Below are 16910 nucleotides of genomic sequence, written 5' to 3'. Positions count from 1 at the left end.
GACAACCTGGACCGGGAGACGGAGGTACCTTCTTCGAACGTCCGGCTCACATCGGCAGCTTGGATGGGATGGTACGAGGAAGACAATTAGGAACAGACGGCCCGCACCTCGTCGTCCACCGCCACAAGGCAGTACGGCATCCCGTTGACAACCTGCGTCACCTCTTGGCTCTGTTCACCCTTGGATCGGTTTGTAAGCCCACCGGTGTTCCTGCCGCCCCAGCCCGCCACCCCGGCCGCTCGCTTGAAGATCGAAGAGGAACTAAAGCTTGGTCAGATTCGTGGAGATCTCGGAATGTCGTACCGTATGACATCGACCGCGTCGTACGGTATGATCAGTCTAGCTTAGCGGAAGGGGTTAGACATGACAGAACTCGCAGAGGGGTACCGGGTAGCACGCAGCGCTGCACCGGTGCGCGAGCAGGCGGTCATCAACCTCCGCAACCTCCTGACAAGCAAATACCATCCCGGGGACCGAATCACCGAGGCGGCAGTGGGTGAACTCCTCGGTACCAGCCGCACAACGGTTCGTGAGGCCCTGAGGCAGCTGGAGGCCGAAGGACTCGTCGAGATCGTTCCGGGCAAGGGACCCACGGTCGCCATGGTCGACGAGGGGGACATCCGTGACCTGTACGAGATCCGCGAGGTCCTGGAGTCGTTCGCCATCCTTCTATTCACGGAGCGCGCAACCGCAGACGAGAGGGCACGGCTCGCCAACGCGTTCGGCGATTTGGAGAAGGCCCACGAGAGCGGGGATGCCCCGCAGGTACTCGCTGCCAAGCAGATCTTCTACGACGTCCTCTTCGAGGGTGCCCACAACAACGCCATCTCCACACTGGCCCAGAGGATCTACTGGCGCGTCGCCCGGGTACGGCTTGCTTCTTTGTCGGCCGAACGGATTCGGGTTGGAATCGAAGAGCTGCGCATCGTGCATCGGCTAATGGAGTCAGGCCAGGGGCAGAAAGCCGCGGACGCATACGCCATTCACATGCAAAACGCGCGTGACGCCGCGGTGGAGGCTGTCAAGCGGTTCAGGTAGGACGCCCACCTCCCAGCGATGCCAGACCCGGGCCAAGCGGCGGGCAAGTCAGAGCCCAATGATCAGGGCAAGTTCCGCCTTTTTTAGCGTGGGCAGCATCAGGCTTGACTCTAATTGTCGGGATCAGCTGAAGCCGCCAAAGCGGGCTGTGGCCTCCCGCATGTCCGGAACCGTTCCCCCGGTATCGCGACACTCGTTTGTGCGGATGGAACGCGACAGTAGGGGCCTGTCGTTTCGGTGTGCGCAGAGATACTTTCCGGTGTCGTACAAGCACGGGGGGTGGTGGGCACGCGCCATGCTATGTGCGTCCGTCTCGTGCGCGTCTCTGAGGTCAGGGTCATACTCGCAGATAAACCAACAATGTTGGGCATAGCCACTAAGGTCACCCTGGTATCCCCGAAGGGCGGGCGAATGCTAGGGGAAGATGCCACGACACAGCGGAAATCGTGTTGCCCGTTCCCGACCGGGTAGCCAACCATCTTACTAGAGGTCCGGTCCGGGGACGTCCCGAGGATCCTCATCCCCGGCAGCAGTACCACTCCTTCTCGCGTTTGTTCTGGGCCACAGGTTCGCGAGGACGAGAATGGTGCGAAGGACATCCAGACGGCCCCACTGGATCTGGATTCCGGAAGAGGACGAGCGTAACGTCAAATCGACCAACGAAATCATGGCTGGCTGCGCGCTAGATACCGTGCAACCCGTAGAGGGGAGCTAATGTGGCGGGGTGGAACGCCGATACGGCGGCGGGACCCACTGGCTCTGAGGCGGTCACCCTCGTTGAGGGATCATCATTCTGTATCTCACTACCGACCGGGGACATCCACCCCGATCATCCTCATGGGCTCTTCGTCTTGGACACGCGGATCCTTTCGAGCTGGGACCTGGCTATCAACGGAAGGGCAGTCGAAGCACTAACCACTGAGACGAAGGAACCCTACCGGGCCCTTTTTGTAAGTAGGGTTCCACGAAGCGATGGCTACGCGGACAGTTCGTTGGTTGTAGAACGACTCCGCGAAGTCGGAACTGGTCTTCTGGAAGAGGTTACCATCCGGAACTATTCTCTCGACCCGGCCCAATGCGCTGTATGCCTCAGCGTGGAGGCGGATTTTGCCGACTTGTTCGAAGTAAAGGAAGCGCGGCCACGTCGGCGCTGGCACGAAATCCGGGAGTCCAGTCCGGGCTCCCTCGCAATCCGTGCTTCCTGGGAGGGTATCCACAAGGGCGTCATCATCAATGCGCCAGGGGCGGATGCAAAAGGAAGGACCTTAACCTACAGGATTATTGTGCCGCCCCAAGGCTATTGGAAAACTGTGATAACCATTATGCCAACCGATGAACCTTCCACAACGGCGAGCTTCATGCATCCGGAGGAGGGATTGCCGTCACCACAGGACCGGCGCCGGCGGGAATGGGTCGACAAGATTCCCACCGTTCATGTGGGTAATAAGTCCATCGAAAGAACGCTTAAGCGCAGCTACGACGATCTAGGTGCCCTCAGAATCGAGGATCCCGCCCATCCGGAGCGGGTCGTCGTTGCCGCCGGTGCGCCTTGGTTTATGACACTTTTCGGCCGCGACTCATTATTGGCCTCCCAAATGGCACTCCCTGTGGATCCATCCCTCGCTTTGGGCACACTGCAGACGCTAGCCGATCGCCAGGGCAAAACAGTAGACCCCTTAACTGAAGAAGAACCGGGCAAGATCCTGCACGAGGTTAGGCTCGATGTCTCTAGTGCACTCTCATTGGGGGGCAAATCCACATACTTTGGCAGCATCGATGCCACCCCCTTGTTCGTTATTGTCCTGGGGGCCGTCAGCCGCTGGGGCTTCGCCGCTGATACCATCCAGGCCCTCCTCCCCCACGCTGACCGTGCGCTTTCATGGATTCGTGACTACGGCGACAAAGACGGTGACGGATTCGTCGAATATGAGCGACTCAACGAGCGGGGGTTGATCAACCAGGGTTGGAAGGACTCATGGGACGGCATCAATTTTGCGGATGGCTCCTTGGCGGAACCTCCAATTGCGTTGTGTGAGGTGCAGGCATACGTCTACGCCGCGTATATCGCCCGGGCATGGATGGCCTATGAAGCCGGGGATGTGTCGCTTGCCGCGGAGCTCACTGAACGAGCCGAAAGGTTAAAGCAGCAATTCAATGAGAGGTTTTGGCTCCCGGAGCGCGGTTATTACGCAATCGCGCTCGATAGCAAGAAACGCCCGGTGGACGCGTGCGCATCTAACATGGGCCATTGCCTTTGGTGCGGCATTGTCGACACGGATAAAGCGCCCTTCGTCGCCGAACGCCTCATGTCACCGGAAATGTTTAGCGGCTGGGGCGTAAGGACCCTTGCCAGCAATATGGGGGCTTACAACCCCGTCAGCTACCACAATGGGTCAGTCTGGCCTCATGACAACGCAATCATTGCAGCGGGTCTGATACGCTACGGCTTTGTTGCGGAGGCACAACAAATAGCAACCGCATTGCTGGAGGCGGCTGAGCCTTCATTCGGCAGATTGCCCGAGCTGTTCTGCGGATTTAGCCGTAAACAAGTGGGCAAGCCAGTGCCGTACCCGACGGCCTGCTCTCCTCAAGCCTGGGCAGCAACCTCCCCGATTCATCTGATCACCAGCTTGATGGGGTACAGCGCGCATGTTTCTCTCGGCAGCTTGTGGATGGACCCCGCACTGCCTAAGTCTTTCGGGGACCTGCATATCGCTAATGCCCCGATGGGGCAGGGTCGCATCACCATCGACGTCATAGGTGATTCCACGACAGTCCGCGGGCTTCCGGAAAGTATGACTTTCCATCGAGGGCACCGGCCATGGATGACAGACCTAGTCGAGCATGCTCAGGCACATTCCAAGGAGCGACAGGATGATTAGCCGCCGGAGGGGTCTGTAGCTCACATCGGCGAGCAGGCCCGCCTACTCAGCAAGCATAATTCGAGTTGTGCGTCTGCCTGGGCCACACTCCAATCTAACGTCAGGGCAGCAAGAAAAAGTGCATCGGAGAATACGGTCCAGAAACCATTTCGTGTTGCACGTGTCCCACCGACCAGTCTTAGATTCAGACCCGAGGCCGTCCAGCCCAGCGAATGCCGGTGCGCCGAAAAGCGACGGGAAGGACTCCACCAACAACGGACGGCGCCGCCCGCAGCACGAGGGCGTCGAGAAATTGGGGGCTGTAGCGGCGCAGCATGGTGAAGTTCTCCCGGACGCCGGGCAGGAAGTCGAAGTCTTTGGGCCGGGCAAGGATCTGGGCTTCGTTCACGCTCGCGATGAACGCGTCCCACCCGATCATGTTGTCGATCGCGTCGAACGGGTCCTCGCCGGTCTCTCGCGCCGTGACGAGCAGCTCCCCGACACGCCCGTAGAGGCGGACTTTGTCGTTGATGTCTTTCCCGGCGTCGTGGAACTGATTCCGGTGACGGTTCTTCGCCGCGTTGAACACCTTCCCCAGGATGCGGTCGTGAAGGTCGATGATCTCGTCGGTCACGGTCGCCTGCGACTCAACAGCCAGCGCCGCCAAGGTCGCGTAACGACGCTGGGGCTCAAACTTCGCCAGATCCCCGGCCGTCATCTGCCCCCTTCACGGGCCAGCTTCAATAACCGGTTCTGATGCACCGCGAACCCGACTTCCACGGGCAGTTCGAGTTCCCGCCACCGCTGAAGCCGTTCGATGTGCTCGCGCATCGATTTCGAATTCGGCTTCTTCGGCGACTGCCGTAACCAGCCCAACCTCGTCCCGCCATTGAGCCCAGAAAGAGAACGAGTTCGCAGCGATTGCGACCGCGATGGCAAGGACCCCGCTAACGTGGTCAAACTGTCGGTAGTGAATTTCCGGATAGTCAGCTTCCTTAGCTGTTCCCGGTGAGGTTGTGAACGCGGGCTGAGGGGTTTGGCCGCCGAGTGCTCACTTCCTTCGGCGGACGACGTACAGAGCGACAAGGACCACGAAAAGGGTGACAAAGACTGCGACCAGGGCGCCTGGGGTGATTCCCACTGTTGTCACCTCTCCTCAAACAAGTCGCTGAGTCTCGCCGGGGTGCGACCAAGACTCTGGTACGTGATGTCCGGCGCCGCGGGGACTTGTTCCTGACGGTACACCGACCCTATCGATCGCGGCTGCTGCCGCATCCGTGCGCGGAGCACGTTTCGAGGTTACCGCGTTCACAACCTCACGGGTATGAATCTCAGCGCGAAACGGCGCGTTTTATTGCAGTGGGTGAGGGAAGGCAGAATCAAGGCGATGACGACGGCCGCAACATGGAATGCCAGATTGATTCGTCCCAGGACCCTATGCATCAAGGAACACCGTTTGATGGGGAGCTTGAACCGCCCGGGGTAGCCGATGGCGTACCCGAAGCTACCGAAGGACGAACCGATCAAACCACGTGGAAGCGTCAAATGAACGACCGTTGACGAGACAGTCGGCCACTGTCACCGAAAAATCGGCGTTTCGTGTCTCATGACCCATGTCCGTGATCTATGTCAACGAAGCCACGTTCGCGATACACTCGCGAACGTGGCTTTGGTTGGTTATGCACGGGTGTCGACACGGGAACAGCATCCGGAGGGTCAGACGGACGCCTTGAGCGCGGCCGGATGCGGGAAGGTATTCGTCGAGCATGCTTCCGGGGTCCTCGCGCGCCGCCCGGTGTTCGATGAGACACTGCGATATTTGCGCGACGGCGACACGCTCGTGGTGACGAAGCTGGACCGGCTGGGCCGGTCGGTGCGGAATCTGAAGCAGATCGCAGACGATCTCCAGGAACGCGGCGTCGGACTGCGTGCACTCTCACAAGGGATCGACACGACGACTCCGGGTGGACGGCTGTTCTTCCACATGCTCGCCGCGATTGCCGAGTTCGAGCACGACCTCATCGTCGAGCGCACCCAGGACGGTCTGGCTGCTGCACGGGCGAGGGGCCGGAAGGGCGGTCCGAAGTTTAAGATGACGGCGACGAAGATCGCCCAAGCCCGGGCGATGTATGACGCCGGCGGGCACACGGTGCAGGAGATTGCCGACACGTTCGGCGTTTCCCGGCCGACCATTTACCGGCATCTCCAGACGGTGCCGGCTCCCACGGCGGCTACGGCCCGGTAGTCAAGGATCGTACGGTGGTCCGGGCGAGGTATTCGGCTGAAGACCGGGCAGTCCTGCTCCGCCGGCACCTGGACGAGGGCATTCCGCTTGCCGCACTGTCATCGGAGGCAGGCATTCCCGTCCGGACACTTCACCGATGGATGAGCCAGTACCGCGCGGATCAGACGATCGCGAGCCTGGAACGCAGGCAGCGATCTGATCAAGGCATCCGGTCCCTTCCGGCCGATCTGGCAGGCGCGATTGAGGGCCTGGCGCTTCGCCGCCCGCCCCCGACTCTCGCTTTCATCCATCGCCGGATTTCGGCAGTGGCCGAGGACCGCGGCCTGCGGCCGCCGAGCTATTCAACAGTACGGGCCATCGTCAGGGGCATAGACCCGGGAATGCGCACGATGGCACATGAAGGCGACTCAGCCTACCGCGACCGCTTTGAAGTTGTCTTCCGGCGCACGGCCTCCCGCCCGAATGAGCAATGGCAATGCGACCACACGGAACTCGACATCGCTGTGATCGATTCCTCAGGAAAACAGGTCCGCCCTTGGCTCACGGTTGTCCTGGATGACTATTCCAGGGCGGCCGCCGGATACACAGTCTTCCTCGGGGCTCCGACGTCATTCCAGACCGGACTCGCACTGCATCATGCCATGCGGCGAAAGACAGTTCCCGGATGGCCCGTGATGGGATTTCCTGACGTGCTCTACAGCGACCACGGGTCTGACTTCACCAGCGTCCACCTTGAACGGGTCTGTCTCGACACCCATGTCCGGCTGATTCACTCGCGGCCGGGAGTCCCGCAGGGACGCGGAAAAATCGAACGCTTCTACCGGACGGTGACCGAGGGCCTTCTCCCGCACCTTCCCGGTTTCATCCCACACGGCCGGAACGGGGAACCAATCACCGCGCCGGCCCTATCCCTGGAACAGCTCGATCACGCACTCGAGCAATTCATCGTCAAGGAGTACAACAGGCAAAAGCACTCCGAAACCCAGCAGGCATCCATCGAGCGCTGGGCAGCAGGCGGCTGGGTACCCAGAATGCCGGCCAGCGACGAAGATCTCGACTTATTGCTACTCACTGTCGCCACCGAGCGCAAGGTCCACCGCGATGGCGTTCACTTCCAAGGCATCCGCTATTTGTCCCTCACGCTCTCCGCCTATGTCGGGGAAGCCGTCACGCTTCGGTATAACCCTCGGGACATGGCAGAGATCCGGGTCTACCTCCAGGACGCATTTCTGTGTTCAGCCATCGCTCCGGAACTCTCGTCCGGAGCCATTTCACTCAAACAGCTCCAGGCTGCCAGGTCCTTGCGACGCAAGGACCTCAAGAAGCAGCTCAAGGGCAAGCTCAGCCTCGCGGACGCCCTGCCTTTTGACGACCGGTACGCGCCGCCTGTCCCGCCGGAACCATCACGGCCAGAGGCTCCCGCCACCGGGCCAGGGACCCGGTTGCGCATTTACGCAGAAGACTGACCAAGGAGGAAAAGCAAAATGGTGTTAAACGTGCTTAAAGACGGCGAGGACGGCAGGCGATTCCTGACCGGAAGGCACGGCGAAGTATCAGTCAGCGCCCCTCCCGTTCGTGCCGATACCCCCACCTTTCTGGTCACCAAAGAACACAGACGATTCGAAGAGTTCGCCAACACGGTGCGCAAGAACCGGCACATCGGTGTTTGCTACGGGCCTCCCGGCGTGGGAAAAACCCTCTCCGCGCGAACCTACGCCGGTGCCAGCGAATGGGAACAATGGCAGCGCTTTGATGATGCGGACCTCGGGCCCATTCCACCGCGTGTGCTCGAAGCACGCACGGCGATGTGGACACCCACGGTAACCGTGAGCCCCCGACAGATCGACCAGATCCTGCCCTCCATCTGCCAAAGCATCTCCTGGGCCGTCGAATACGACCGGGAAGGCAACATCAACCCTTTCGCCCACCGCGACTCACGAATGTCCGGACTCACCGAACTGCTGATAATCGACGAAGCCGACCGCCTCAAACCGCCAGCCCTGGAACAGGTCAGGGACTACTACGACAAGCACACCATGGGCGTCATCCTCATCGGCATGCCCGGCATCGAGAAACGACTGGCCCGCTATCCCCAGCTCTACAGCAGGATCGGCTTCGCCCACGAATACCGGCGCCTCAGCCCTGAAGAACTCGCATTCGTCCTCAAACACCGCTGGGCAGACCTCGGCCTAACCATTGAACCGGGCGATTTCACCGATGCCGAAGCCATCGCGGCAATCTCACGCATCACCAATGGAAACTTCCGCCTGGTCCAGCGCCTGTTCTCCCAGATAAGCCGCATCCGCGAAATCAACCAAATCACAACCGTCACCAAAGAAGTCGTCGAAGCAGCCAGAGAAGCACTCCTGATCGGCACCTAATATCAAACTGCCAAATACCGCTGCGATTTCCCTGCCACATAGCCTGCAACTTCACAACAAAGGGAAGTCATCCTGCTAGAAAGCGCCGTTTTGCGGAAAAGCCGCGCCCGGGCCCGTCGTTCTCACAAATAGTTCTCGAAACTGTAGAGTCGAGCCAGGAGCCCGAATCGAGTTTTGAGAAGAGAAACCAAATGGCTGTACACCGCATCGGCTACGCCCGAGTGTCCACGCGTGACCAGAACCTTGATCTGCAGCTGGGTGCTTTGAAAGCTGCAGGTTGCGACCGCATCTTTGAAGACACGATGAGCGGCACCAAGGCCAGCCGCCCCGGCCTGACCAACGCGCTAGATGCGCTCCGGGAGGGCGACACCCTCATCGTGTGGAAGCTTGACCGTCTTGGCCGCAGCGTGAAGGGCCTCCTGGATTTCGCTGGAGGCCTAAACGATCGCGGCATTGGCTTTGTCAGCCTCACCGATTCGATCGACACCACCACGGCCTCCGGACGCTTCTTCTTTAACGTGATGGCATCGCTCGCTCAGATGGAACGGGAGCTCATGGTCGAACGCACGCAGGCCGGCCTAAAAGCGGCAAAGGAACAAGGCAGGGTCGGCGGCCGCAAGCGCGTCATGACGGACTCCAAGATCCGCTCAGCACGAAAACTCCTCAGTCAGGGCACACCGCCCCGGGAAGTCGCTAAAAACCTCGGCGTCTCTGTACCCACGCTCTACCGGTGGGTGCCGGCAACAGACACGGCAGGGTTTCAACTCCGTAGCTCTGATTTGGGCTGCGTTTATGGTCCAGAGCCATCGAAGGCGCCTGTCATTTTGCTGACCGGGCCGCCACGCGCAAGCTAGGAATCTGTCGGTCAACGATGTCCAGAACTTCCGAACCTGCGCCGCAGGAAGGAAGTGATCCGCGCCCACGCCGAGGCGGGCGGATTGACCGCAATATCGGTCGCCTGAGCGGTCTGCGCCACAAGGGCGGCTTTGTCGCGGCTCTGGGCACGGCGTGTCTGCTCCCGGGTCATCGGAAGAGCCCATATGACCCGATCACCGCGGATGAAGTAGTGAGAGCGACAAGCGATCTGCCCGTTGCCGATTGATGGACGCAAGCTAACGCTTCCATCGAAGATCAGCTGCCAGTCCGCCGGCCCGAGAGGCGTGACAACTCGGTTCCCGCAAGCGCACGGACACAGATGCGAGACCGTGGCATATTCCAACGAGATGTAGAGAATGCCAGGATCCAGCCGGGCGGGGACAAACTCAACGAAGCAAGGCTTGAAGTAATCGGTCCTCATGCTATCTCGCTCTCGGCTTCAGCCAAGGCGCCATCGGCCTCTTCGTAGTGCAGGCTATGGACATCGGAGCGTTCGTGACGAAGCTGGTGGGCAGGATCGATCTGAACCGGCTCGGACTGACCGAAGCGATGGCAGAGGGCGTTGTCGTCGATGGAATACAGAGTGTGGAGCTCTTTCTCGTTGTCAGCGTAGAACCCCAGGAACTGCTTGAACTGGAGGACGGCCATGGCGGCGGCCATCATGTTCAGTTCGCTTACTTGGATGTTGGTGTTGTAATCGGCGTCGTCGTCCTCGTCGTTCGTGAGGACACCCGCGCGCTGGATGTGGTCGGTTTGCCCGGGGCGACCGGTTGTTACGCGGATCAGGCCGCCAATGCCGTCCGGCGAGCTTCCCACACCGATGCCTGTGTCGACGAAAGGGATCTCTCGGGCTATTAGGGCCTCGACGATGACTACTTTGTCGGGGCTTGGGTCCATCGCCAGGAAGACGAAGTCCGCATCGAGAAGTTCGGAGACGTTCTCAGCAGTGACGCGGACGGGATGCGGGTAGATTTGCCTACGCATACGGTCGTAGATGCTGGCGAAGTAGTTGACCTTTTTCAAGCCGGCGTACAGGTCCGCGACGTCGGCAGCTCCCGGTGCACGGAAAGCGTTATGGGTGGCGAAGATGTCCCCGTCGTAGATGTGTATTTCCTGGATCGGAGTCTTTGCCAGAAGGTCGAGAAGGTAGCTCCCGGTCCCGCCGGCGCCTATGATCACGACCTTGCCGATCGCGAGGCGTTGACTGAACTCGGTGATGCGGGCGCGGCTGGAGAAAGTGTCCAAGTATTTGAAAACACTCTCGTCCTCGTCCGTGCTGATGGGCTTGAAGGTGCGGGGCGTCACCTCAGCATCGATCGCCTGGGCCTGGCCCGCCACAATCGTCGAATAGAACGTGACCTTCTCGTAAAAGGTCGCATACCCTGATGGCGGCCGGAGCGAGAAAGCGCAGCTCGAAGCCAAGTCAGGGGCCGGAGCAATAGCCTGGACACCGCCGTTGATCCCGACGAGGAGTCGGCCGTCTCGATCGCAGGGCTGCCCGCCGTGGAACCACATGACGTGAGTTCCCGGTCCACCGTTACCATCTCGGTCAAGCGGACAGAGGAAGGAACCTCGCTGGATTGTCTTCTCGGCCGTGACGAAGGGAATGTCATCAATGACGAGATGGCCTGCGACGATTCGAACTGCGTATCCTTCGTTGACCAGTTGGGTCAGGTCGGCGTGATCACGAACGGTTCGCGAGTCGGACATTGAACCGAGTCCCCTTCTTCTTGACCATCACACTGTCACCCGAGACCAGCACCCCAGAGCCACCGTGAGGGCCGTTGGCGTGCGTGTAGGCGATCGCGAACTCTACATCAGGGGCATGACCGGGGAACGCCAGATCGCCCAGCTCGGCATAGGTCAGAGTGTCGTGATCGACCTCGACGAGCGTGCCGTTAATGGTGACCTCGTATTTCTTCTCTACCTTCTCCTCGCTCTCAGGGAAGTTCGGGCTGACATGGTCTCGAATGTTCAACTCGTTCATTGGTCTTTCCTCTCTGGAGCCGCCACCTGCGGACATCCACCTCGTCTTCTTGCACCAAAGTGCGCTGTGTTCACTACAGTAAACAAGCAAGCCGGGCTTGTCAACTTTGGTAAACAGCGCGTACTCTAGTGCAATGACCACCAACACCCTCTATGCCTGCGGTAGTGTGCCCGTAGATCGCTGCAACGGGGATACGTAATGGCAGATTTGACGACGCCAACTCTCGGTGGCGAGTTGGCGCAACTTCGAATTCTCCGCCAACAGACCCTCCGCGCCGTGGCGGAGGCATCTGGGATATCGGGCGCCTACCTGCTGAAGCTTGAGCGGGACGACGTACAGGCCCCGTCGCCGCATGTTCTTCGACGCCTCGCAGAACACTTCGGAATCTCGTACCTTGCGCTCATGCAATTGGCTGGCTACGAGGTCGCCGACGAAGACCGGCCGGTTTCCAAGCCCGGCGTACTCGCCGATGCCCTCTTGTCTGAGCCGCTGACCCCCAACGAAGAACGCGCCGTCGCCGCCTTTTTGGCAACGTTGCGCTCCCACGGCCGACAGACGTCGGCCTGAATCACTATCCGCGACGGGTCAAGAGCCCTTCCTCGAACCCATCATTTGTCTCGATCGAGCCTCAAGTTGACTCTCAGCTATTGGATCCAATATCGACACCTATGGTTAGAGTTAGAGTGAAGCCCGCCTTATGGAAGGCCTGCCATGATGACGACCTCCGATTTCAAGCAAGAAGCCCAGGTCCTGGGTACACCAACTAGTCAAAGTCTTGCCGAGATTCTCGGCACCACGCCCGATGCCCTCGCCGCGGAACTCGGCCCCCGGCTCGATCGGATTAGAGACGCCGAGCGAGAGGCCGAACGAACAACAGCGGAGGTGCGTCTCTATTAACCGCCGCGATCCGATCACCCATCCGATCAATCTCGCGCATATCCCTGGAAGATCGGATCCGTGACCCTTTCCCTCACCGACTGGTGCCCCTCCGGACAACAGCCAACGGTCTATGAAATGTCCGAGCCCGCACGATGGGACACCCTGCTGGGTGAGTACGCGCATGACAGGGCCGCAGATCCACTGCGACGTATTTTCGACATAGCGCGAAGCCACGGTGTCGTGTGCATCGTGAAAGAGCCTCGATACATCGACGCGGACTGGCGCAGCCAGCTGGCCAGGTTCTACAACGGGGCATTTCGGCGCTACCCCTCGGTGTGTCATCGGTTGCACTTCTTCACCGAACCGGTCGACCCGAGTCTCACGAATTTGTCGCAGGCGCAGAAGGCGTACCGCGGCTATACGATTCTGCGCCCTCTTCCGGTGGCGCCTGTAGGACGCACGATGATCGCTCCTCCACCCGAGTTGGCGGACGCAGTGCGCTGCGAAGGCGACGAGACCGTCGACCTGTACGGTTGGCCGCTCACGGTCCGCGCAATGCCATTTATCAGCCAGGACACTCAACTCCTTCGGTGCGCCCATGCCTCGGCCTGGATGGTTCTACGCCACGCCACGATGGTCCACCAACAACCCAAGCGCTTGCCAGCCGAGATTTACGACGCGGCTCTCGGCGGAGTAGTAGTGGGCCGCCAACTGCCCAGTGACGGTCTGTCGTCACACCAGTTGTTGTCCGCCCTAACCAGCCTAGGACTCAGCCCGACGAGCAAGGTCCTCCCGCCAACGCCGGCCGCCGAAGCAAATGCTGGAGAACTTCGCCTGTTCGCGATTCTGTGTCGCTACATCAACTCACAGCTACCACCGATCGTTATCTCGAATAGCCATGCTTGGACCGTCGTGGCGTACGATCGCAAACCTTCGCCGGGCAACTCCGCTATCACGCTATGGCGACACGATGACGCAGCCGGCCCGTACCTCCGCGTACAAGACCCATGGCACGAAGCCAGCCCCGCCCACCAGCCCTGGGCGGCCGCATACCTTCCACTTCTCCCCAAGGCGTACATCGACGCCGAGCGCGCCGAGGCCGTGGGACGGACCTGGGTAAGCCAGTTCCGGCTCCACTCCCCGAGCTACCAAGAATCCACCCTTGCCGAAACGGACAGTCGAACGGACTTCCTCGAACAGGCAGCACTGAGGACGTACCTAGTCCAATCCAGCACCTTCAAGCGCGAGCTGCACTCCCGCGGAGTCCCCGAGGAGCTCGCCGCCCCGCTGCGGCGTGCGGAGATGTCTCGGTACCTATGGGTAATCGAAATCGTCGATCGGAAGGCACGGACCGAGGGGAAGCCGGACGTACTCGGCGAAATACTGCTCGACGCCACCCTGACTCAATACGAGCCGCAAACTGATCCAGCGGCCGTCACCGCCTTCCACCTCGATAGCGTTGGGTGGATCTCAGGTATCGACGGCGCAGATCACGCACTACTCTCACTACCCAACGGCGTTCGCTATCGAACCGGTTGTCCGCCACTCGCGTCAGTTCCGGCCCCGACCATGTAATGCGGTCGCCATCAATACTGAACCTTGGATACCGTTGAATTCACGCCTAGCGCCAGGAGGCACGCGAATGGGTTTACGGAGGTTTTTCAGAAGGAGCCCTGCCGGAACAGCTGAGCGCGTTCCCGCCGTCGTCCTTACCAAGCCGAAGCCGATGCAGCCTCAGTCACCAGAGCACCTTGCGGAACTTCAGGAGGCATTGGCCGAACTCGCCCAGGCAGCCGCAGGCGCAGGCGTGACAAGATTCCACGCTTGCGGACGGAACGGGAAATCTTGGGAGGATGATCCGATTGCCATTCGCGCTCTTGCTGCCACGTTCAGGGACTTCCGCGCAGGCGGTGGTACATCGGACGCCACGCAAGGGACAGACGTGTAAGGCGGCCGCGTTTCCAGTGCGGCATCATCGGTGGACCGTCCGGCTGATTGCCGTGGAGTGGGGACCAGACGCTACGGGAGCCCGGGACGAACTGTCGGCTCACTGCCGTTGCTACCTCCCGAAGTCTCTGCCGGCCTGAGGGTGGACTCTGTGCTGCGGCGCACGGGTTGTTGAAGCAGCCCTCACGGCGGCCAGCGTCTCCCCATCCACCAGCGGACCGTCCCGCTTTGACCGTCCCATCTTGGAATCCAAGATGGGACCGCAGTCCTTGTCGGCCACCCGGTACACGACGTATTCGCTGACGCATCCGTAGTCGGCGGCCACGGCGGCGGCGTTGGCCGCGCAGATGGACTCCGGGGCATCGGGCGTGGTGAAAAGCGAGGCCGGGAAGGACTGTGGCACCCAACGGCCTCCCAGTTCGGCGTCACGGCCTTTGGCCGTGCCGTTCTCGGCCTCAAGGTAGCCGCGTTCCCAACGCCCCAGGGTGCGGGCCTCGCTGACCGTCCGGGTGGTCTCGACGTCGGCGATCTTCACGTCGTAGCCGGCGGCCTGCAAAGCGTCCAGCTGCGCGCGGGCGTTCTTCTCCCCTGAGAGCGTGCCGTCGATGATGATGTTGTCCCCGCGGTCAAGGGCGTCCCGGATTGCTTTCTTGGCCAGGATGGAGGATTCGTTGTGGACCAGGGCCGCCAGCTCGCGCGGGTAGAACTTTTCCCCCGCTGCTTCCAATTCGCGCACCTCATCCGGAACCAGGTAGCTGTCATAGCTGCCGTCGGCAAGGGCTTTCACCAGCAGCTCGTCTTTGAAGTCATCGGGGTTGATGGACAACCAGTGTTCCGGGCCCGTCCGGGTCTGGGCGATGAGCGCATCTTGCGCGGTGGATTTCCCGGCCCCTGGGGGGCCGGCAAGGACGATGGCCTTGCGGTTCCTGAGCACTTCCGGATGCGCGGCGACGAAGGCTGCAAGGATTTCGTTGTGCAGGGCGCGTCGTTCCTGGCGCGGTTGCTGCCGTTTGACGTTGAACCATTCCGGGTTTTGGGTGGTCGCGTGCCGGGAGTGGGCGGTCAGCGGTCCGCTGTCAGCGCACAGGCGTTCCAGATGGGCGCGGTGCGTGGCGGCCTGATCGTCAGTAGTCACGCTCTACAGAGTAGTCACGGCACGTCGGGAGCGTCTTCGGCCGCGTCCAGGATGATGTCGTAGGCGTCGCCGTCGATCAGACCCCTGTCGAAAGCTTCCCCCACTTCTTCGAATGTTCCGGGAGGGTTGGGTGGAAGGATCGCCTTCCACTCCATGGCCAGCTGTTCCGTGTTGTCGGGGGCTTTCACATAGGGCCACGCGGAGAGCTGGCGGATCATCTCGCTGCGGTCGATGTCGCCGGCAGCGTAGCGCTCCGCGATTTCGTAGGGGCTGGCTCCGCTGAACCCTTCCGGGATCGCTTTCACGCCCTTGGATTCAGCCTTCGTCAGTGCCTGGCTGATGGCGGACTGGGTGATGTGCAGGGCACGGGCGATGTCGCGCTGCGGCAATCCCTGCTGCACCGCTTCCCGTAAGGCCCTCAAGTAGTCCAGACGGCCCAGGTCTTCACGGGCCAGGGCGCGGCGTGCCAGATCAAGTGCGTGGTCGGGGCTGGTAATCGTCATCTCCGAACCTCCTATATTAGTAAGCTTATCAGCTGGTGAGGAGCCCGCTTAGGCCTACCTCTCGTCCATGCCGCTGCGACTCCGTGGCTGTGGGCAGGAGGCCACGCAAGGTCATGCCCGCGGCGCGTTACTGCCGGTGGCGGGCTTCTTCTTCTTTGGAGCGGCGCCCGGTGCGGGCGATCCCCGGGGGCAGGGGTTCCCAGGGTTTGCCGTTGTTGTGCCGGCGCTGCAGCCGGCGGACTTCCTTGAGCGTTGCTGCCTCGATCAGTTCCGAGATGGATGCGTAGCCCTCGAGGTGGCCGGCGGCGGCGAAGGCTGCCCGGACCTGGCCGGCGTCGGCGGTCGCGAAGTACGGGGAAAAGCTCTCGGGTTTGGCCTTGCTCACTCCCCCGCGCCCTTTGTCTCCGGAGAGACCCGCTGCAGCAGGGCATTGTGGACCTGTTCAAGGGTGGTGGCGCGGACCTCGGCCGTCGCCAGCCGGCGTGCTGCGTCCGCGGCTTCCTTGCCGGCGGCCCGCTCGGCCTCCCGGGAATCCTCCAGCTGCTTGCCGATCACGGCGAGCTGGCGCTCCAGCGCGCCCCGCTGCGCCTCGAGGCGGGTGATCTCCCCGGCATGGGCAGCCGCAGCGGCGTCTTTCTCGGCGGCTGCCTTGTCCAGGTCGGCGACGAGTTCAGCGATCTCCTGGTCTTTGTCCTTGCGTTCCTGCGCCCAGGCGGCTTCGACGGCGGCGTGGCGTTCAGCGGCCAGGACGGAGGCTTCGGCCCAGCAGGCTCCGGCGAGGCGGGCCGCCTGTTCCAGCAGGGCCGCGGGGGTGGCGGCGACCTGTCCGCCGGCGGCCTGTTTCTCCTCGGTCCACTCCTTCAGGTACCGGGTGGCGTCGGCGTTGCTCACGCCCGCGGCCGCGCGGACCGTGGACACGGTGGGCCGGCGCTCGGCACTGATCTGCTCGGCCGCGGCGTAGACGCGGTCCTTCACGCTCGACGTCATCAAAGCACCTCTTCAATTGTTGATCATGGAAAGTAGTAGGAGTAGTAACGATACTACTCCTACTACTACGA

16 protein-coding genes and 1 pseudogene are annotated in these 16910 nt (G+C 61.4%); 9 read left to right on the top strand and 8 right to left on the bottom strand.

Annotated elements, in window-relative coordinates; translation table 11 throughout:
- Positions 1 to 363: 363 nt before the first annotated feature.
- Both ABEA18_RS23205 and ABEA18_RS23200 read left to right on the top strand, forming a co-directional pair.
- Positions 364 to 1038, top strand: coding sequence for a GntR family transcriptional regulator (locus ABEA18_RS23205; protein WP_345453329.1), 675 nt, complete (start codon positions 364 to 366; stop codon positions 1036 to 1038).
- 716 nt (positions 1039 to 1754) lie between these two features.
- Positions 1755 to 3920, top strand: coding sequence for an amylo-alpha-1,6-glucosidase (locus ABEA18_RS23200; RefSeq protein WP_345453326.1), 2166 nt, complete (start codon positions 1755 to 1757; stop codon positions 3918 to 3920).
- 256 nt (positions 3921 to 4176) lie between these two features.
- On the opposite strand, the pseudogene ABEA18_RS23195 reads toward ABEA18_RS23200, so the two are convergent.
- Positions 4177 to 4781, bottom strand: a pseudogene (locus ABEA18_RS23195) (Tn3 family transposase); the annotation flags it as partial.
- Between the two features lie 781 nt (positions 4782 to 5562).
- Here ABEA18_RS23195 and ABEA18_RS23190 point away from each other — a divergent pair.
- From ABEA18_RS23190 to ABEA18_RS23175, 4 genes are all read left to right on the top strand, one after another.
- Positions 5563 to 6144: a recombinase family protein gene (locus ABEA18_RS23190; protein WP_345453323.1), complete on the top strand. Its 582-nt coding sequence runs from the start codon at positions 5563 to 5565 to the stop codon at positions 6142 to 6144.
- A 14-nt stretch (positions 6145 to 6158) separates the two neighbouring features.
- Positions 6159 to 7610, top strand: a complete 1452-nt coding sequence (locus ABEA18_RS23185) for a Mu transposase C-terminal domain-containing protein (RefSeq protein ID WP_345453320.1) — start codon at positions 6159 to 6161, stop codon at positions 7608 to 7610.
- Between the two features lie 18 nt (positions 7611 to 7628).
- Complete coding sequence (locus ABEA18_RS23180; RefSeq protein WP_345453317.1) at positions 7629 to 8525, top strand: AAA family ATPase; 897 nt, start codon at positions 7629 to 7631, stop codon at positions 8523 to 8525.
- 191 nt (positions 8526 to 8716) lie between these two features.
- Complete coding sequence (locus ABEA18_RS23175) at positions 8717 to 9379, top strand: recombinase family protein (RefSeq protein WP_425550571.1); 663 nt, start codon at positions 8717 to 8719, stop codon at positions 9377 to 9379.
- Positions 9380 to 9390: 11 nt separating this feature from the next.
- Here the strand turns inward: ABEA18_RS23175 and ABEA18_RS24755 are convergent, their stop codons facing one another.
- The 3 genes from ABEA18_RS24755 to ABEA18_RS23165 are packed head-to-tail and all read right to left on the bottom strand — an operon-like array spanning position 9391 to position 11388.
- Positions 9391 to 9822 carry a ubiquitination-like system serine protease family protein gene (locus ABEA18_RS24755; RefSeq protein WP_425550570.1) on the bottom strand — a complete coding sequence of 144 codons (432 nt, stop codon included), beginning with the start codon at positions 9820 to 9822 and terminating at the stop codon, positions 9391 to 9393.
- Complete coding sequence (locus ABEA18_RS23170) at positions 9819 to 11111, bottom strand: ThiF family adenylyltransferase (RefSeq protein WP_345453314.1); 1293 nt, start codon at positions 11109 to 11111, stop codon at positions 9819 to 9821. Before ABEA18_RS23170 ends, ABEA18_RS24755 begins: the two co-directional genes overlap by 4 nt.
- Positions 11086 to 11388: a multiubiquitin domain-containing protein gene (locus ABEA18_RS23165; protein ID WP_345453311.1), complete on the bottom strand. Its 303-nt coding sequence runs from the start codon at positions 11386 to 11388 to the stop codon at positions 11086 to 11088. Before ABEA18_RS23165 ends, ABEA18_RS23170 begins: the two co-directional genes overlap by 26 nt.
- A gap of 198 nt (positions 11389 to 11586) precedes the next feature.
- Here ABEA18_RS23165 and ABEA18_RS23160 point away from each other — a divergent pair, with 198 nt between their 5' ends.
- The 3 genes from ABEA18_RS23160 to ABEA18_RS23150 all read left to right on the top strand — a co-directional run bounded on the left by ABEA18_RS23160 (position 11587) and on the right by ABEA18_RS23150 (position 13842).
- Entirely contained in the window at positions 11587 to 11955 is a 369-nt protein-coding gene (locus ABEA18_RS23160; RefSeq protein ID WP_345453309.1) for a helix-turn-helix domain-containing protein, read from the top strand.
- Positions 11956 to 12099: 144 nt separating this feature from the next.
- Positions 12100 to 12285, top strand: a complete 186-nt coding sequence (locus ABEA18_RS23155) for a hypothetical protein (protein ID WP_345453306.1) — start codon at positions 12100 to 12102, stop codon at positions 12283 to 12285.
- Between the two features lie 60 nt (positions 12286 to 12345).
- Positions 12346 to 13842, top strand: coding sequence for a hypothetical protein (locus ABEA18_RS23150; protein ID WP_345453303.1), 1497 nt, complete (start codon positions 12346 to 12348; stop codon positions 13840 to 13842).
- Between the two features lie 484 nt (positions 13843 to 14326).
- On the opposite strand, the gene ABEA18_RS23145 is transcribed toward ABEA18_RS23150, so the two are convergent.
- From ABEA18_RS23145 to ABEA18_RS23130, 4 genes are all read right to left on the bottom strand, one after another.
- The gene (locus ABEA18_RS23145; protein WP_345453300.1) at positions 14327 to 15349 is read right to left on the bottom strand and encodes a zeta toxin family protein; all 1023 of its coding nucleotides are present in this window, start codon (positions 15347 to 15349) and stop codon (positions 14327 to 14329) included.
- Between the two features lie 14 nt (positions 15350 to 15363).
- A complete protein-coding gene (locus ABEA18_RS23140; RefSeq protein WP_345453297.1) occupies positions 15364 to 15852 on the bottom strand; it encodes a hypothetical protein in 489 nt (162 codons plus the stop codon).
- Between the two features lie 127 nt (positions 15853 to 15979).
- Positions 15980 to 16237, bottom strand: coding sequence for a ParB family protein (locus ABEA18_RS23135; RefSeq protein ID WP_345453294.1), 258 nt, complete (start codon positions 16235 to 16237; stop codon positions 15980 to 15982).
- Entirely contained in the window at positions 16234 to 16839 is a 606-nt protein-coding gene (locus ABEA18_RS23130; RefSeq protein WP_345453291.1) for a DNA-binding protein, read from the bottom strand. The genes ABEA18_RS23135 and ABEA18_RS23130 overlap by 4 nt, the downstream gene beginning before the upstream one ends.
- Positions 16840 to 16910 lie beyond the last annotated feature (71 nt).

This window comes from Arthrobacter gyeryongensis (assembly GCF_039543785.1).
In the GTDB taxonomy this organism is placed as follows: Bacteria; Actinomycetota; Actinomycetes; order Actinomycetales; family Micrococcaceae; genus Arthrobacter; species Arthrobacter gyeryongensis.
Note: the sequence above shows the minus strand (reverse complement) of the source record. Positions and strands in the feature narration are given on the sequence as shown.